Consider the following 17920-nt stretch of genomic DNA (forward strand, 5'->3'; position numbering starts at 1 on the left):
TTATCCCCTTTCCCTTTTTCCATTTGCCCTGGCTAATCTACCTGCAAGCGGCTGGTGGCAGCGCCGCAACGCACCACATATAAACCCTTGGTGAGGCCTGCGACATCGAGTGTAGCGGTAGTAACATGGGCTGGCAACACCTGGCGGCGCACTTCGCGGCCCACGGCGTCGAGCAGTTGCACCTGGCGCGCCGCTTCGCTGGCTTCGGGCCAGGTGAGGTGCACCGCGCCGGTGGCGGGGTTGGGGGCTAGGGCGAATGCCACGCCTGTGGCCGGGGTGGTGGCATGCGTCACCAGCAGGTCGGTGCTGAGCCGCGCCACGTAGGCCATGCCATAGCCGCTGTTGGTGTTGAGCGTGTGGGGGCCAAAAGTCGCCGGGCCGGTGCAGGAGCCGGCCACAGTGATGTTACCCGCGGCATCGACCACGGTCGGGCCCGCAATGTCGCTGCCGCCCCCGCCGCCGCGCACGGCTTGTAGCCACTGCCCGCTGGGGCTCAGCGTGGCCACGAAGGCATCGTACTGCCCGGCACTGGTGACGGTATTGCTACCAAAGTCGGCCGAGAGTGTGGGGCTGAAGCCGCCGTACGGCCCGAAAAGGCCCGTCACAATGGCGTTGCCAGCCGTGTCAAAGATGACGGAGTAAGGAATATCGTTGGCTGCGCCGCCGGCGCGCACGGCCTGCGTCCACTGCCCGGCGGTGTTGAGTTTGGCCACGAACACGTCATAGCTGCCCGCGCTAGTCAGCGCAAGGTTGCCGAAGGTGGCGGTTTCAATCAGCACGCCAGTCACGGCCACGGTGCCGGCTGCATCCACCGCCAGCGAGTTGATGACCGAGGGCGGGGCGCTATTGCTGCGCGACTGCACGGGCGCCACGGCCTGCGTCCATTGGCCGGTACTGGTGTTGAGACGCGCCACAAAGGTGCCCTCGTTGCGGTTGGAAGTCAGAGTGGTACTGCCGAATGTGATGTTGCTGCCACAGCGGCCGGCCACCACGGCATTGCCGGCGGCATTCAGCGCCAAAGCGCTGGGCTGGGCGCCGTAAGGGGGCGTGCCTTGGCTGAGGAGCGTCCAGGTACCGGTGCCCAGGTTGAGCCGGGCCACAAACAGCTGCATGGCCCCAGCCGGCCCGTTGAAGGCGCTGTTGCCCAGGTTGCCAACGCCAGTGATGGTGCCCACGACCAACATATTGCCGGTGCCGTCGGGCACCATGTCCGCCACGTAGTCGGTGCCAGTGCCGCCGGCGCGCACGGCCTGCGTCCACTGGCCGGTGGTGCTGAGCGTGGCCACGAAGGCATCGGCGTTACCGGCGGTGATGAGAGTATTCGGACCAAACGCCGCCGTGGCGCCCGGCACCAGACCACCAAAGCTGCCGCCCACCACGGCGTTGCCAGCAGCGTCCAGTTCCAGCGTTGCTGCCCCGTCCTGGCCCGGGCCGCCGGCGCGCACGGCCTGCAGCCACTGGCCGGTGGGACTGACCTTGGCCACGAAAATGTCATTGTAGCCGGCGCTGGTCAGCGTGGTATTGCCCAGTGTGAAGCTGCCATAGAAGCTGCCGGCCACCACCGTGTTGCCGAAGGCATCCTGGGCCACGGCGGAAATGCTGGAGCCCCCAAACCCCGTATTGTTGTCGACGATGGCGCTGGGCGCCGCGGCCCATTGCCACATAGGAGCCTGCGCGCGGGCCAGGCCGGGCGCCGCCAGCAGCCCCAGGCAAACAGCAGTGCGCAGATGCAGGGTAAACTTTTTCATGTGGGAAAAGGCTGAGAGTTAGAAACAGTGGAAGGAACGTCGCGGCGTCGCCGCTACAACTCGGATATAGAAGTAAACAGCCACGACTAGTGCTGTTTGTTTTCTGACCGGCTTTTCGGCGCTTTAGTTGCTTGCCCTCACCAAACTGTTTTCGACTGCGGCCCGCCGGCCCTGCCACCAAAAGGCCAGCCCCACCGCCAACCCCACGGCCCCCTGCACTGCCACCGTGTGCGGCGCCCCCATGTGCCGCGCCAGCCAGCCCACCAGCAGCGCCCCCAGCGGCTGAATGCCCTGGAAGGCCATCACGTAGTAGCTCAGCACCCGGCCGCGCATGTGGTCGGCCACATTGGTTTGAATGGCCGTGTTGGTGCCCGCGATGAAGAGCATCATGCCCGCTCCGCCCAGCGTGATGAATACTAGTGCCACGGCCAGCTGCGGGCTGAGTGCAAAAACCAGCACGCTGGCGCTGAACACCAGCGCCGCGTAGGTGATGAGCTGCGTGCGCCGCCCACCAGCCGGCTGCGCAGCCAGATAAAAGGCCCCCACCAGCGAGCCCAGTCCCGACAGGCTGTTCAGCCAGCCAAAGGTGCCGGCTCCGCCATGAAACACGTCCTTGGCAAATACCGGCAGCAGCGTTCCAAAGGGCATCACGCAGAAGCTGATGCCCGCCATGAGCAAAATCTGACGGCGCAGCATCGGGGCCTGTCGAAGGTAGGCCCAGCCCTCGCGCAGGCCCTCCCAGGCGCCGGGGCGGTGTGTGCGCACGGGGCGGGGGGCCATGCGCATGAGCAGCAGCGAGGCCACCACCGCCACAAAGCTCACGGCATTCACCACGAAGCAGGGGCCCTCGCCGAAGCGCGCCAGCAGCAGCCCCGCCACGGCCGGGCCCACCAGCCGGGCCAGGTTTACCATGGTCGAGTTCAGGGCGATGGCGTTGGGCAGGTGGGCGCGGTCGTCCACCAGCTCGGCAATGAGCGACTGTCGGGCCGGAATATCGAAGGCGTTGATGGTGCCCAGCAGCAGGCTCAGGCCGGCCACGGCCCAGGTGGCGTAGTGCCCACTGAGCACCAGCCAGGCCAGAACGGTGGCCTGCACTAAGGAGGCAACCTGCGTGAAGAGCAGCACGCGGTAGCGGCTGTAGCGGTCGGCTACGGTGCCGCCGTAGGGCGAGAGCAGCAGCGTCGGTATTTGCCCGCAAAACGACACCAGCCCCAGCAAAAAGGCCGAGTGCGTGGCATTATACACCAGCCAGCCCACGGCCAGCCGCTGCATCCAGGTGCCAATGAGCGAAACGGACTGGCCGGCGTAATAGAGCCGAAAATTGCGGTGCTGCAGCGAGCGAAAAACCCCGGCCACGCGCTAGGCTTTCTGACGGGAGGCGTCGGCTTGCCCGGCCGCTTTGGCCTCGGCAATGCGGTTGCCGCCGGGGCGCTGGGGCACGTTGAAGAGCAGCGAGGTAGCCCACGGCACCAGGAAACAAAGCACCGTGAGCACGGTCAGAACCACGTCGGCGGTTTCGCCTTCCAGGGCCTCGCTCACCGGGTGGCCGGGCAGGAAGTGGCTTACCAGTGAAAGCAGCAGCTTGAGGCCCAGCAGCGCAATGACCACGAAGGCGGCCGTTTCCAGAAAGGGGTACTTGCCCATGAGCAGCACGAAGCCCTGCGCCACCAGCCGCATGGCCAGAATGCCGATGAACACGCCCACGCAAATCAGAATCAGGTTGTCGGTGAAAGCCACCACCGCAAACACGTTGTCGATGCTAAAGGCCAGGTCCATCAGCTCAATGAGGGCCACCGTGGCCCAGAACTTTCCAAATAGCCCCAGCGTGTTGCGGTAAATCCAGCTTTTCTCCTTCTCAATTTTTTCCTCGTCGTGCGCCGGGCCGGCCTTGAAATGGTCGTACACCAAATACAGCAGGTAAAGCCCGCCCAGCGGTTTCAAAAACCAGAATTTGATGAGAAACGACGCGAACAGAATGCACAGCCCGCGAAAAATGTAGGCGCCGAAAATGCCGTAGCGCAGCGCCTTTTGCCGCTGCTCGCGGGGCAGGTCGCCCACCATGGTAGCCAGCACGGCGGCATTGTCCACCGACAACAGGCTTTCGATGATGACCAGGTTGCCCACGATGGCCAGCGAGGCCAACGGGTTCTGTATGATTTGCTCGATGTAGTGGTTCACGGCGGAGAAGCTGGGGTAGCAGGGTAACGCGGCAGATTGGGTAAAGATGCCCGCGCGCCTTAAGTACAAAAGAACGTCATGCCAAGCGTAGCCGAGGCATGACGTTCTTTTAATCAGAGTTGGATAATGCCCAGCAGCAGCGACACGGTCAGCATCACCAGCACTGTGCCGCCGGCCCACTTCAGCGTGAAGCGCTGGTGCGCGCCGATGTCGACCCCGGCCAGACCCACCAGCAAATACGTGGACGGCACCAGCGGGCTGAGCAAGTGCACCGGCTGCCCCAGCAGCGAGGCCTTGCCCATGGTGGCCGCCGAAATGCCGAACGCCGACGCCGCCTTGGTGAAAAACGGCAGAATGCCGAAGTAAAAGGCGTCGTTCGACATGAAGAAGGTGAGCGGCGCACTCGCCAGCCCCGTGAGCACCGGGAAGTGCGGGCCCAGCGACTGCGGCACCAAGGCCACGAAGGATTGCGCCATGGCATCCACCATGTGCGTGCCGCTAAGAATACCCGTGAAAATGCCTGCCGCAAACACCATGGCCGCAACCGACAGCGCATTGCCCGCATGGGCCGCAAACCGCTGCCGCTGTTGCGCCAGGTTTGGGTAGTTGAGCACCGCTGCCAGTGCAAAGGCCAGCATAAACAGCACCGGCAGCGGCAGCAACTCGCGCACCAGCGCCACCATCAGGGCGATGGTGAGCAGGGCATTAAGCCACAAAAGCTTGGGGCGGCGTAGAGCTTTTTCTTCGGCTGAAATTTCCAAGTCGGGTACTTCGGGCAGGGGCTGGGCCACGCCGGCAGCCAAGCCAAAAACGGCCGCTTTTTCTTCGGTTTTAGCCCGGCTTAAGTGCTCCAGCCCGAGGCGCTTGCGCTCGCGCAGGCCAAAGCGCCAGGCCACAAAAAACACCCACACCAGCCCCGCGCCCATGGCCGGAATCAGCGGGTTGAAAAGCTGGGTGCTGTCGAGGTGGAGCACGCTCATGGCGCGGGCAGTGGGGCCGCCCCAGGGCAGAATGTTCATCACGCCGCCCACCAGCATGTTCATGCATGTCAGTATCAGTGGGTTTATGCCCAGGCGGCGGTACAGCGGCAGCATGGCCGTCACCACAATGATGTAGGTGGTGGCCCCGTCGCCGTCCAGCGACACCAGCAGGGCCAGCAGGGCGGTGCCGACGATGATTTTCAGCGGGTCGCCGTGGGCCACGCGCTGGATGCGGTTGATGACCGGGTCGAACAGGCCGGCGTCCGTCATCAGCCCGAAGTACATGATGGCAAACACCAGCATGATGCCCGTGGGCGCAATATTCTTGATGCCGTCGAGCATCATCGGCCCCATTTGCCCCGCAAAACCGCAGAGCACCGCAAACGCCACTGGCACCAGCAGCAGCGCCGTAATGGCCGAAAGACGGTTCGTCATAATCAGCACCATAAAGGTGAGAATCATGGCAAAGCCAGCAAGTGCGAGCATGGTGGTGGATTTGTGGATGGGTGGAGTGGTGGGTTGGCAGAACGGGCTGGCCGAGTAAAAAGAGCGGTCATGCTGAGCGTAGCCGAAGCATCTCTACCGCTTCGTTGCGCGGCTCACCATCCGCAGGCAACGAATTCGTCCCACCTCATTCGTTGCAGCGAATGATTTACTGCCGCGGGAGAGATGCTTCGACTGCGCTCAGCATGACCGTTCTTTTATAACTCGCTTGCCTAGAAGCTGAACCGCAGCGACGTGAAGTAGTATGCGCCCATGAAGCCGAACTGCGAAGTGAAGCGCGTGTAGGGCGTCTGGCCCGAGGCCGTGAGCGAGGGGAAGGCGATTTCGTCGGGGTACACGTTGAAGAGGTTGTTGGCGCCCACGGTGAGGCCCACGCGGGGCGTGAATCCGTAGGTGAGCGAGGCATCAGTGATGACTTTGGCCGAGAAGGTCTGGTCTAGTTCCGCCGTGCTCTGGATGGCGGTTACTTCGCCGAAGCGGGTGGCGCGCACCAGGCCTTCGAGCTTCTTGAAACGGTAGTTGACCGAGCCGATGAACTTGGAGCGCGGCTGGGCCACCTCAATCAGGCCAATCATCACGCGGTCGACGAGCGGGGTGCCCAGGTTGGCCAGCGAGGCGGGGGTGCGCACTTCGCCCACCACTTTGGTCGAGTTCAGGGCCATGGCCAGGTTGAGGCCCATTTCCTGGTCGCGGTCCATCTTTTTGCGGTAGCTGGCCACCACGTCGAGGCCGCGGGTGCGGGTGTCGAGGGCGTTGGAGAAGAACTGCACCTGCGCGTAGCCCGAGCCGGCGAAGGTGGGCGCCAGGGCCGGCTTGGTGGCGTCGAGCTGGCCTGAAATTACTACCCGGTCGGTGATGTCAATCTGGTAGGCATCGGCCGTGAACACGAGGTCGGGCGTGACCTGGGCCGTGAAGCCGAGGTTGTAGTCCAAGGTGGTTTCGGCCTTGAGCTGGCCCACGCCCAGCTTCTGCACGTAGGGGTTGTCGTTGCGCAGGTGGGCAATGGGATAGGAGTCGAACACGCCGTTGAGCGTCAGCCACTGGGCGTCGGCGTAGTTGGAGTAGTAGAGCTGGTGCATGGACGGTGCCCGGAAGCCCCGGTTGAGTGAGCCACGCACCGAAAACATCTCCGAGAACTTGTAGCGGGTCGAAATCTTGCCGCTCACGTTGGAGCCGAAATCGGAGTAGCGCTCGAAGCGGCCGGCCACGCCCACCAGCCAGTTGTCGGTGATGTCGCTGAGCACGTCCACGTACACGCCCACATTATTGCGGGTGCGCTCCACGGCGTTCACGGCCGCAATGCCTTCGCGGCCGCTGCTGCCCACGTCGGGGTTGTTGGTGGTCACGGGGCCTTTTTTCCAGGAGGCTTCGTCGCCGGCCAGCAGCTGGTAGTTTTCCACCCGGAACTCGCCGCCGTAGCTCAGCGCCAGGGATTTCAGGTTGCCCACCGTGAAGCCCTTCGATACGTTCACGTTGGCCAGCACCTGCCCAAACTTGTTGGTGCCGGTGTAGAAATCAGTGGGCGAAGCGCTGCCATACGACGGGTTCACCGTGTGGTTGGCGTAGGTCTTGATGGTGTTCTGGCCGCCGCCGAGGCTGAAATCGAGGGCCCAGCCGCTGGCCGTTTTGCGGCGCAAACCCACCGTGGAGGCCACATCGAGCACCGTGGCCGGGAACACGGGATTGTAGCCGTTCGGAAACAGCGAGAGCACCGCCCGCGCCTTGTTGCTGGGGTTGCGGAAGAAGCCGTAGGCCGTCATGTCCTTATAAGACAGGCCGCCGAAGGAATAGAGGCGCCACTTCTCGCCCATAGCCACCTCGCCGTTATAGAAAAACTGGCCCATGGTGTTGCGGGCCGTGCCGTACTTGGTCACGTGGCGGTTGAAGTTGTTCTGGGCCACCAGGGCGTCGTCGGTGGCTTTGTCGGAGTTGTACACGCGGCCAGTATAGTCGCCCGAGCGGTCGGTGGGGTCGTTGTGGTGGCCCTGCACGGTCAGGTTCAGGAAGCCGTCGCGCTTGCCCACGGGCAGGCCGAAGTTCAGGCCCGTGTCGTAAGTGGCGCCGTCGCCCTTGGCCGTGATGCCGTAGTTGCCGGTCACCACGCCGCCCCGCGGGTTGGCCTTGAGCACGATGTTCACGATGCCGGCAATGGCGTCGGAGCCGTACTGGGCCGCCGCGCCGTCGCGCAGAATCTCCACCCGCTCGATGGCAGCCGTGGGAATGGCGTTCAGGTCGGTGCCCACCGAGCCGCGGCCCACCACGTTGTTCACGTTCAGGGCCGAGGACTGGTGGCGGCGCTTGCCGTTCACGAGCACCAGCGTCTGGTCGGGGCCCAGGCCGCGCAGGGTGGCCGGGTCCACATACGAAGTCACGTTGCTGATGGCGTGCTTGGTCGAGTTGAAGGAGGGCGCCGTGAAGTGAATCATCTGGCCCAGCTCGGTCTGGCCGGTTTTGGTGATTTCCTTGGCCGTGAGCACGTCCACGGGCACGGGCAGGTCCACGTTGGTGCGGGCTTCGGAGGCGCGGTTGCCCACCACAATCACGTCGGCGGTGGTATGGGTGGTGGTTTTCATGGGTACATCCAGCGTGGTGGCGCCGGCCGGAACGGGTACCTCACGCAGCTCGTAGCCCACGTAGGATACCACCAGCACCTCGCCGTCGTCCACGTCCAGCTTAAAGCTGCCGCTGGCGTCGGTGGTGGTGCCGCGGTTGGTGCCTTTTACCGCCACCGAGGCAAAAGCCAGCGGGCTTTGGTCGTTGCCATCGAGGATGCGGCCGGTGAGCGGCCGGCGTGCCAGCGGGCTGGAATCGTTTGGGGCCACAGACACAGCCGTAGCCGCCGAAGCGGCAGCAGCCGGACCGGCCACCCCGCAAGCGGCCAGCAGCAGCGCCGCGCCCGCCGTCCGGGCCGAAAGGGGAGAGGAGGGTAGGATTCGCTTCATGGGAATTTTGGGAAAGTGAGAATGTTTTCGTGGTTTAGGGAAGCGAAGTAGCGGGGCGATTTAGAATACATTTGGAAGAAATTGGAATTTTGAAAAATAAGTGAGTGGGCGCTTACTTATTTCTTTTATGCATCGATATAAGGACTGTCATCCTGAGCGCAGCGAAGGACCTTATCACATCAGCACCGTTTTGGCTTCACTGCAAGCAGTTCAAAGCTGATAAGGTCCTTCGCTGCGCTCAGGATGACAGCCTTTGTCTTTTCAATCGACTCGCAAACGGCCCTACCTTGCCGCCCATCCCCAGCGAACCCCCTACATGAAATTGCTTCTCGTCGAAGATGAGCCGGCGCTGCTGGCCAGCGTGGTGAGCTACCTACAAGCGCAGCGCTACATCTGCGAAGTGGCCACCACCTACGCCCAGGCGCAGGAAAAAATGCTGCTGCACGACTACGAGTGCATCGTGCTCGACCTTACCCTGCCCGGTGGCGACGGCCTCGACCTGCTGCGCGAGCTGCAAAAACACCAGAAGGCCGCCGGCGTCATCATCACCAGCGCCCGCGCCGCCGTGGATGACCGCATTGCCGGCCTGGAGCTGGGCGCCGACGACTACCTGCCCAAGCCCTTCTATCTGCCCGAACTCAGCGCCCGCATTGCCGCGCTGGTGCGCCGCCGCCACTACCAGGGCACCAACCTGCTGCAAGCCGGCGAGCTGGCCGTGGACGTGCCCGCCCGGCGCGCCTCCGTGGCCGGCAAGTCGCTCACCCTCACCCGCACCGAGTTCGACCTGCTGCTCTTGCTGCTGGCCAACCAGGGCCGCGTCATCACCAAGGGCGCTATTGCCGAGCACCTGTCCGGCGATGCGGCCGAGCAGTTCGACACGTTCGAGAATGTATACGCCCACGTCAAAAACCTTAAGCGCAAGCTTACCGAGGCCGGCGCGCCAAACTACATTCGGATGGTATATGGGCTAGGGTACCGGTTCGAGCCGAACTGAGGCTGCTGATGGCTACAGGAATAGAAACAATGTCATGCTGAGCGCAGTCGAAGCATCTCTACCGCAGTAGTAACCCAATCGTCAGGATTAGTTGCGCGGTAGAGATGCTTCGACTGCGCTCAGCATGACCTTCGAATGGCACCCCTCTCCATCAAAAAATGAAGCTCCTGGCCCGCACCACCGTTTACTTCCTTATCTACGCCAGCGTGGTGGCTGGGGCAGGCACATTCGTGTACTACGAATTCATCCGCAAAATCTACTATGTCTATGTCGACCGCACGCTGAGCCGGCGCAAGCTGCGCGTCGAAAATGACCTGCGCCTTTACCTGCGCTCACCGGCCGACCTTGAATTCTGGCACCGGCTCGACCACAACGTAGAATTCGTGCCGCTGACGACGCCTGGGCCGCCTGCCGCATTTAGCGTGCGGATGATGTACAATCAGCTGGTGAAAAAGACAGTACCCTACCGGCAGTTGGCGGCGCCGGTGATGTTCCAGGGGCTGCCCTACCGCTTGGAGCTGCGCACCACCATGCTCGATAGCCAGGAGCTGCTGGCGCGCATTGTACAGGCGGGCGCGCTGCTGTTTGGGGCGCTGCTAGTGGGGCTGTTGGTGCTGCAGCACGTGCTGGCCCGGCGCTTGTGGGCGCCCTTCTACCGCACCCTGGGCGAGCTGCAGCGCTACAAAATCGACCAGCCCGAACCGGTGCACCTGGCCCCCACACGCATCCCCGAGTTCAAGGAACTGAATACGGCGCTGGGCCGGCTCCTCAACCGCAACCAGCGCATCTACCGGCGGCAGCGCGAGTTCACCGAAAACGCGGCCCACGAGCTGCAAACGCCCCTGGCCATCCTGCGCACCAAGCTCGACATGCTGGTGCAGGCGCCTGGCCTGACGGAGGAGCAGGCCGGCCACATCGAGCCGCTGCTCGACGTGACGCAGCGCCTTACTCACCTCAGCCGCAGCCTGCTGTTGCTGGCCCACCTCGACCAGCAGTTGTTCTTCCCCACCGAAACCGTGGACCTGGCCGCCACCATTCGCACCCAGCTGGGCCACCTGCGCGAGCAGCTGGCCGCCACCAACCTGCACCTCGAAACCGACCTGGCGCCCAACCTGCCTTTGGCCGCCAACCGCTCCCTGCTCGATATTCTGGTGAGCAACCTGCTCAGCAACGCCATCCGCCACAATGTACCCGGCGGCGCGGTGCGCGTGCAGCTTACTCCCCACCAATTGGTAGTCGAAAACACCGGCCGCCCCCGCGCCCTACCCGCCGACCAACTCTTCGTACGCTTCCGGCCCGGACCCGAGCGCCTGCCCGGCAGCGTGGGCCTGGGCCTGGCCATTGCCCGGCAGATTTGCGAAACCTATGGCTTTCTGCTAAGCTACCATTACGAGGAACCCGGCCGCCACCAGATGCGGGTGCGGTTGGGCTGAGGCACAATTGCCTGTCATCATGCGCTGTGCTCAGCACGACAGACAGGGCCCATCCAGCAGCGCCGCCATTTCCTCCATTATCGCCGGCCAGTTTTCCAAATACAGCATGTGGCCCTGGCCCGGCAGCAGGTGCACAGGGGCGCCGCCCAGCCGCCGGGCCAGGTAAGGAATATTACCGGGTGCCCACACGCCGTCCTGCTCGCCATGCCAGAGGCGCACGGGGGCTTGCACCTCCTCAATGCGAAAACCCGGCGGGCGGCACCAGGCCTGCGCGTCGTCGTACACGCCCCGGCCGTGGTTGGCAAACCCGGCCACCGCGGCGTCGCGCAGCAGGACCCGGAAGCGGGCCGTGACGCGGGCCTCCTCCGGCCGCATGAGGCGAATAAACCAGTCAATTGTGCGGTCAGGTCGCCGCTGCCACTGCCGGCTGAGCCACAAAAACGTGGTGCGGTTCAGCCATGGAAAGCTTACCTGGCCCCAGCGCAACAGCTTCCACAGCCGCGACAGGTGGCGGTAGGCGGCAGGCTCGCCCAGCGGCAGGCAGGTGCTGAGCAGCGCCACCGCTGCCACCCGCGCCGGGTGCCGCGCCGCCAGTGCCAGCGCATGCACCCCACCCACCGACCAGCCCATCACGCCCACCGGAGCATCAACGCCCAGCGCATCAAGCAAAGCCACCACGTCGTCGGCAAACGATGGAAAGGAGAGCGGCCGGTACACACCGGACTGCCCCACACCCGGCCGGTCCGGTGCCAGAATCTGCAGTTGCAGGCGGGCCAGCAGGGCCGCGTCGGGGGGCAGTTCCAGCCCCGAAGAGCCAAAACCGTGGTGAAACACCACCGCCCGGTGCGCGGGATGGCCGTAGCGCGTGAAGCCCAGGCGGCGGCCGTCGGGCAATCGAACGGTTTGGGGCACGGGCGGGCCGGCGTGGGGGAGGGGCATGGCCCAAAGTACGGCCGGGGCAGCGGGCGGTTTATGCTACCTCGGGCTTGTAGGTGCCCTGCTGCCGCGCACCTGCTTGCTGGCCCGTCACGGCCAGGTGGGCAGTGCCACAGTTAGCCCAACACTGTTATAAGTGCGCGCTATTTTTAAAAACAAGCCTTGCCTAAGTCTCGCTGAAACACAAGTTATTTTCCACTCCTAATAGGTGCAATCGTATCGCCTCCGCGTTGCGCTATTATTCGTTTCAGAAAAGCTAAAAATTAATTTTTAACAAAAGGTTAAGTTTAAAAATGCTTCGTTGGTAGCAGTATCTTCGTGCAGAAGGTGTTGTTGTGCGGTATTATGCTTTGTGTATCAAAGGTTTAGTGTGAGTGATAAGGGTGTTTGATGGGTTCGGGATGAGCAATAATCCAAGTATTGTTTTAATACACTATTATAGGGTTCATTGTAGCCATGAAGTGTGGCAATTCCCTTTTTAACTGTTGACTTTGCTACCTTCACGCGGCTAATCTTAAAGCGTTGGTTTCACCCTTCTTCAAAACAAACTTTTTTATGCATAAAACCCCAACGATATTGTTGGCGGCCAGCTTGCTGACAATTGGGTTGACATTTTCTGGCTGCAAAAAGGACAACGAGGATATTGAAATATATTCTACCGTCGCCGGCAATTACGTAGGCACGGAAAAATGCCCCACCACACCGGGCGCGCCGTACACCATTTCTATCTACAACCAGGCAGATACGAAAAACGGCAAAGTATTCATCACCAACCTCTACGGCATTGAGGAAACGTATGAAGCCACGGTAGACGGCAACCACATCACCGTGCCCACTACGCCCTACCAGTACACCTACCAGGGCACTACCTACCGGGGCAATATCAAAGCCGACGGCACGGTAAATGGTAATATTCTGAAAATTAGCTACACCCTCGACGGCGACGACCCGGAGAACTGCACCTTTGAAGGTGACCGCGAATTCCGCGGCCCCACCCACCAGGGCCCGAACTAAGCGCCAATGGGCCTGCGACGTCTGCTAGCAGGGGCTTGCCGGTGCACTGGCCCGGCAGAACAAGGCCCTGCTTAGACCCAAAACATTACTAGCCAAGTCAATGCATCGGCGGGGTGTATGCGTTTTCTCAACGAAGAAGCATGCCCTGCAGTGGTGCCTGATTGGTGTTTGTAGCCGAGCATGATGCCGGGGCAAGGCGGCAGTTGCAAAACTGGAGTGCGCCTGTTCGATTACGCTATTGCTTTTGGGCTACTACGTTAATTTTTTGACGTCAGAAAAAACGCTGCTTGTAGTGGCGTTTCGGGCGTGCGCATCTGCCAGCTTTTAGCAAAAGAGAAATTTGAACCGGGACCAAAACGCTCGCTGAGGGGATAGTCAATTCTGCTATTCATAAAGGCAGAGTAATGGTCAACTGGTGATAATATTTTGATTTTTTCACAGCTTTTCCTTTGTTTTTTAATTCACCTTTTCACTAAATGAAAAACAAACTATTAGGAATGGTGCTGCTGTTGCTGTTGGGCTCCTTCGGGTCGGCCTGGGCGCAGGACCGCACCGTGTCGGGCCGGGTAATAGACCGGGCCACCAACGAGGGCCTGCCCGGCGTGACCGTGCTGGTGCCGGGCACCACTGTGGGCGCGGCCACCAACGCCGACGGCTCCTTTACGCTGACGGTACCGAGCACGGCCACCGAGCTGCGCTTCAGCTCAGTGGGCTACGTGGGACAGCAACAGTCCATTACCAACGGCAATGGCCCCTACACCATCTCGCTGGCTACCGATACCAAGCAACTGAACGAGGTAGTGGTAACCGCTCTGGGCATTGAGAAAGACAAGCGCACGCTGGGCTACTCTACCCAAACCATTGAGGCCGGGCAGCTCACGCAGGGCCGCGACCGCAGCGTGCTGAACTCGCTGCAGGGCAAGGTGGCCGGTGTGCAAATCAACAGCACTTCGGGCGGCGTAGGCAGCTCGACCCGCGTGGTTATCCGGGGCAACAAGTCCTTCACCGGCAACAACCAGCCGCTGTACGTGGTGGACGGTATTCCGATTGATAACAGCCAGGTGGGCACCGGCGACAACCTGAACAACGGCGTGGACACCGGCAACCGCGCCAACGATATTAACCCCGAAGACGTGGAATCGGTGAACATCCTGAAAGGGCCGGCTGCTACCGCTCTTTACGGCTCGCGCGCCGCTACCGGCGCCATCATCATCACCACCAAGTCGGGCCGCGGCGCCGCCAAGGCCGGCAAGAAGGCGGAAGTGACCTTCACCTCGTCGTATGTGATTGACGACATCCTGATGCTGCCCAAAATGCAGAACGAGTTTGGCCAGGGCTACCCGCAAGACGGCTACACCCGCCTGGCCGACACCCGCGAGAACACCAGCTGGGGCCCCCGCTTCGACGGCGTGGACCGCGTGTGGGGCAACATTGTGGGCAACCAGCAGCGCTCCAAGCCCTACGTGGCCCTGCCCAACAACGTGCGCGACTTCTTCGACCTGGGCAAAACCTGGAACAACACCATCTCGCTGGGCGGCGGCGACGCAAAGACCAACTACATCGTGTCGGCTTCGAACGTGCAGCAAACCGGCATCACGCCGGGCACCAAGTACAACCGTAGCTCGGTGAAAGTGGGTGGCGAAACGCACCTCACCAACAAAATCACCAGCAGCGTAAGCGCCACCTACACCAACACCAACAGCGACCCGGCCGTGACCGGCCAGGGCAACAACTCCATCTACGACCAGCTGATTCAGACGCCCCGCGACATCAGCTTGCTGGAGCTGCGCGACATCAACAATAAGTTCAACGACATCAACGGGTACTACAGCCCCTACACGGTGAACCCCTGGCAGATTCTGCACGACAACAAGTTCCACAACACCGTGAACCGCCTGGTGGGCAATGCCCAGGTGGGCTACCAGCTCAACGACCACCTGAAGGCCAACTACCGCCTCGGCATTGATACCTACAGCGACCAACGCTCGCAGTTCACGGCCCGCCGCGACCCCACGACGCCCGGCTACCCCACCGGCACCGGCTACTACGCCGAAGACAACCTGAACTACACCGAAATCAACTCCGACGTGATTGTGACCTACAACGGCAACATCACGCCCGACCTGACCATCAACGCCTTGGTGGGTCAGAACTTCAATCAGCGCCGTTTCGACGGCAGCGGCGTGGGCACCAACAACCTGGTGAGCAACTCCATTGGCGCCACGCTGAACAACAACAAGAACAACGGCTACCTCAACACCTCGCTCAACCACAGCCTGCGCCGCTTGGTGGGCGTGTATTCGACGGTGGACTTTGGCTACCGCGACTTCCTGTTCCTGGGCCTGACGGCCCGCAACGACTGGTCGTCGACGCTGCCGGCCAACAACCGCAGCTTCTTCTACCCGGCCGTGAATCTGGGCTTCGTGTTCACCGACCTGCTGGGCCTGAAAGAAAACCGCTTCTTCAACTACGGCAAGCTGCGCGCCAACGTGGCCCAGGTGGGTAACGACGCTCCTGTGTACCAGACGCGCTCGGTGTTTAACGTGGCCAGCGTGAGCAACGGCTACACCGGCGGCGTGCTGCAATACCCGCTGGGCAACGTGGTGGGCTACAGCCAGAGCAACGTCATCGGCAGCAACACCCTGCAGCCGGAGATTTCGAAATCGGTGGAAGTGGGCGCCGAACTGCGCTTCTTCAACAACCGCCTCACCACCGACGTGACCCTCTATGACACGCGCAGCACCAAGCAGATTCTGACCATTCCTTTGGCACCCGGCTCGGGCTTCACCGGCCTGGTGGGCAACGTAGGCGAAATTCAGAACAAAGGCATTGAGTTGCTGGTGAGCGGCACGGCTGTGAAAGTGGGCGGCTTCACCTGGGACCTCTCGCTGAACTACACCAAGAACGTGAGCAAGGTATTGGCCACCACCCCCGACGGCGCCGACGTGGCCATCGGCGGCCTGGGCGGCGTGACGCTGACGGCCCGCGTGGGCGAGCCCTACGGCGTGTTCCGCACCAACGGCATCCTGTACAACGACCAGGGCCAGGTGGTGGTATCGGCCACCACCGGTACGCCCCTCACCAACCCCGTGATTCAAACCTTCGGCACCATCACGCCCAACTACACGGCCGGCCTGACCAGCACCTTCGCTTACAAGGGCCTGAACCTGACGGTGGTGGTGGATACCAAGCAAGGCGGCTCGATGTACTCGCGCACCCGCGGCACCCAGCGCTTTGCCGGCACGGCCCCCGAAACGCTCATCAACGACCGCCAGCCCTTCATCATCCCCAACAGCGTGGTGCAGAACCCCGACGGCAGCTACTCGCCCAACACTACGCCCACCGACGCCTACAACTACTTCGGCGCGCTGGAAGGTGCCAGCGGCCCCTCCGCCACCAACATCATCGACGCTTCCTACACCAAGCTGCGCGAAGTGGCCTTCTCGTACACGCTGCCCAGCAAGTGGCTGACCCGCACGCCCTTCGGTAGCCTGTCGGTGGGTGTCACCGGCCGCAACCTGCTGCTGTGGACGGCCAAGGAGAACACCTATGTTGACCCCGAAATCAACAACTTCGGCAACGGCAACGTGCAGGGCTTCGACTTCACGGGCTCGCCCAGCCTGCGTAGCTACGGCGCCAACATCCGCGTCAGCTTCTAATCCTTATTTCTCTAAACTAGATGATTACCAACTATAAGAACCTGCTGTTTCTGGCCCTGCTGGGGCTGGGTGGGTTGTCGAGCTGCAACAAGCAGCTCGACATCAACACCGACCCCACGCGGCCTGCTTCCGTGAGCCCCGACCTGGTACTGCCGGCCGGTACCGGCAACGTGGCCTTTGTGATGGGTGCGCCGTTCAACATCCTCGGCAACTTCTTCGCCCAGCACTGGACCGAAAGCCTGACCGCCAACCAGTATAAGGACTACGACCGGTACCGCATCGGCCAAACGACCAACGACCGCGAATACCAAACCCTGTTTACGGGTGGCCTGAAGAACTTTCGCTTCGTGATGGACCGGGCCAAGGGCGACAGCTCCAACTACGCCGCCATCGCGGGCCTGCAATCGGCCTACACCTACCAGGTGCTGGCCGACGGCTTCGACAAGATTCCCTTCACTGAGGCGTTGCGCGGCGCGGCCAACACCCAGCCCAAGTTCGACGACGGCCAGGTGGTGTACGACGGCCTGATTACGCTGATTGACGAGTCGCTGGCCAAAATCAACACGTCTTCCACCGCCGTGAGCGTGGGCGGCCAGGACCTGGTGTTCAGCGGCGACATGAACAAGTGGCGCCGCTTCGGCAACACGCTGAAGCTGAAAATCTACCTGCGCCAGATATACGCCCGCCAGGCCGTGGCCGAGGCCGGCATCCGGGCCCTGTACGCCGGCGGCGCGCAGTTTCTGGGCGCCACCGAAGATGCTCAGGTGACGGGCTTTTCGAACGCCACCCAGAACGGCAACCCGCTGTACCTGGCCGATGTAAACCCCTCCTCGGGCATCGCCAACAACATCATCGCCAGCAAGACCAGCACCGACTACCTGGCCAACACCAACGACCCGCGCATCGACGACTTCTTCAGCCGGCCCGGCAGCACGGCAACTGTCCCCAACACCACGGCGGCGCACGTGGGCACGCCCCAGGGCGATGCCATCCGGGGCGCGTCGGGCGCCATCAGCACCCGCTCGCGGCCGAACCTGCAAAAGATTGCCGGCGTGGCCTCGCCGGTGGTGCTCATGAGCGGCGCCGAAAGCCTCTTCCTGCAGGCCGAAGCCGCGTTGCGCGGCTTGGCTGGCGCAGCTACGCCCCGGGCGCTGTACGAAGCCGGTATCCAAGCCTCGTTTGCTCACTTCGGCCGCACGGTGCCCACGGGCTTCCTGAGCAGCACGGGCATTGCCTTCAATGGCGGCTCTAGCGCCGGCTTCAGCGAGGCTCGTCTCGAGCAAATCATCACCCAGAAATGGGTGGCCCTGAACGGCACCGAAGGCTTCGAGGCCTGGACGGAACTTCGCCGCACCAAGTATCCTTCCTTCATCACGGGTACCCCCTACAGCGACTTGCCGAACCGTACCTACGCCAAGCGCCTGATTTACCCCTTCACCGAAACCTCGCGCAACGCCAACGCCCCCGCCGTGCAATCGGCCGAGGTGCCGGTGTGGTGGGATAAGAAGTAGCCCCTCATCCTTTAACTTATC

Annotated in this window: 11 protein-coding genes; 5 read left to right on the forward strand and 6 right to left on the reverse strand. The window is 62.4% G+C overall.

The features are described from left to right. Positions 1-32: 32 nt before the first annotated feature. The 5 genes from I2I01_RS06545 to I2I01_RS06565 all read right to left on the reverse strand — a co-directional run bounded on the left by I2I01_RS06545 (position 33) and on the right by I2I01_RS06565 (position 8352). Positions 33-1748, reverse strand: coding sequence for a T9SS type A sorting domain-containing protein (locus I2I01_RS06545; protein WP_196285660.1), 1716 nt, complete (start codon positions 1746-1748; stop codon positions 33-35). 123 nt (positions 1749-1871) lie between these two features. Further along, complete coding sequence (locus I2I01_RS06550; RefSeq protein WP_196285661.1) at positions 1872-3104, reverse strand: MFS transporter; 1233 nt, start codon at positions 3102-3104, stop codon at positions 1872-1874. A gap of 3 nt (positions 3105-3107) precedes the next feature. Further along, complete coding sequence (locus I2I01_RS06555; RefSeq protein WP_196285662.1) at positions 3108-3926, reverse strand: DUF475 domain-containing protein; 819 nt, start codon at positions 3924-3926, stop codon at positions 3108-3110. 113 nt (positions 3927-4039) lie between these two features. After that, the gene (locus I2I01_RS06560; RefSeq protein ID WP_196285663.1) at positions 4040-5392 is read right to left on the reverse strand and encodes a CitMHS family transporter; all 1353 of its coding nucleotides are present in this window, start codon (positions 5390-5392) and stop codon (positions 4040-4042) included. 230 nt (positions 5393-5622) lie between these two features. Continuing rightward, the gene (locus tag I2I01_RS06565; protein WP_196285664.1) at positions 5623-8352 is read right to left on the reverse strand and encodes a TonB-dependent receptor; all 2730 of its coding nucleotides are present in this window, start codon (positions 8350-8352) and stop codon (positions 5623-5625) included. A gap of 316 nt (positions 8353-8668) precedes the next feature. On the opposite strand from I2I01_RS06565, the gene I2I01_RS06570 reads away from it, so the two are divergent. Both I2I01_RS06570 and I2I01_RS06575 read left to right on the forward strand, forming a co-directional pair. After that, on the forward strand, positions 8669-9346 hold the full coding sequence (locus I2I01_RS06570; RefSeq protein WP_196285665.1) for a response regulator transcription factor: 678 nt from the start codon (positions 8669-8671) through the stop codon (positions 9344-9346). Between the two features lie 158 nt (positions 9347-9504). Further along, entirely contained in the window at positions 9505-10779 is a 1275-nt protein-coding gene (locus tag I2I01_RS06575) for a sensor histidine kinase (RefSeq protein ID WP_196285666.1), read from the forward strand. 30 nt (positions 10780-10809) lie between these two features. On the opposite strand, the gene I2I01_RS06580 is transcribed toward I2I01_RS06575, so the two are convergent. Beyond that, complete coding sequence (locus I2I01_RS06580) at positions 10810-11718, reverse strand: alpha/beta fold hydrolase (protein WP_196285667.1); 909 nt, start codon at positions 11716-11718, stop codon at positions 10810-10812. 552 nt (positions 11719-12270) lie between these two features. On the opposite strand from I2I01_RS06580, the gene I2I01_RS06585 reads away from it, so the two are divergent. The 3 genes from I2I01_RS06585 (at position 12271) to I2I01_RS06595 (ending at position 17899) form a co-directional block, all read left to right on the forward strand. Then, on the forward strand, positions 12271-12729 hold the full coding sequence (locus tag I2I01_RS06585) for a hypothetical protein (RefSeq protein ID WP_196285668.1): 459 nt from the start codon (positions 12271-12273) through the stop codon (positions 12727-12729). Between the two features lie 476 nt (positions 12730-13205). Beyond that, positions 13206-16388 (forward strand): SusC/RagA family TonB-linked outer membrane protein, encoded by a 3183-nt coding sequence (locus I2I01_RS06590; protein ID WP_196285669.1) that lies wholly within the window; start codon positions 13206-13208, stop codon positions 16386-16388. Positions 16389-16408: 20 nt separating this feature from the next. After that, positions 16409-17899: a SusD/RagB family nutrient-binding outer membrane lipoprotein gene (locus tag I2I01_RS06595; RefSeq protein WP_196285670.1), complete on the forward strand. Its 1491-nt coding sequence runs from the start codon at positions 16409-16411 to the stop codon at positions 17897-17899. The last annotated feature ends 21 nt before the right edge of the window (positions 17900-17920 follow it).

Origin of the sequence: Hymenobacter properus (assembly GCF_015694735.1) — a bacterium.
GTDB classification, from domain to species: domain Bacteria; phylum Bacteroidota; class Bacteroidia; order Cytophagales; family Hymenobacteraceae; genus Hymenobacter; species Hymenobacter properus.

Bases quoted from the DNA above. Each gene is read 5' to 3' on its own strand.
- I2I01_RS06590 (WP_196285669.1), top strand. From the start codon at position 13,206: ATGAAAAACAAACTATTAGGAATGGTGCTGCTGTTGCTGTTGGGCTCC.
- I2I01_RS06565 (WP_196285664.1), bottom strand. From the start codon at position 8,352: ATGAAGCGAATCCTACCCTCCTCTCCCCTTTCGGCCCGGACGGCGGGC.
- I2I01_RS06560 (WP_196285663.1), bottom strand. From the start codon at position 5,392: ATGCTCGCACTTGCTGGCTTTGCCATGATTCTCACCTTTATGGTGCTG.
- I2I01_RS06580 (WP_196285667.1), bottom strand. From the start codon at position 11,718: ATGCCCCTCCCCCACGCCGGCCCGCCCGTGCCCCAAACCGTTCGATTG.
- I2I01_RS06545 (WP_196285660.1), bottom strand. From the start codon at position 1,748: ATGAAAAAGTTTACCCTGCATCTGCGCACTGCTGTTTGCCTGGGGCTG.
- I2I01_RS06570 (WP_196285665.1), top strand. From the start codon at position 8,669: ATGAAATTGCTTCTCGTCGAAGATGAGCCGGCGCTGCTGGCCAGCGTG.
- I2I01_RS06575 (WP_196285666.1), top strand. From the start codon at position 9,505: ATGAAGCTCCTGGCCCGCACCACCGTTTACTTCCTTATCTACGCCAGC.
- I2I01_RS06585 (WP_196285668.1), top strand. From the start codon at position 12,271: ATGCATAAAACCCCAACGATATTGTTGGCGGCCAGCTTGCTGACAATT.
- I2I01_RS06595 (WP_196285670.1), top strand. From the start codon at position 16,409: ATGATTACCAACTATAAGAACCTGCTGTTTCTGGCCCTGCTGGGGCTG.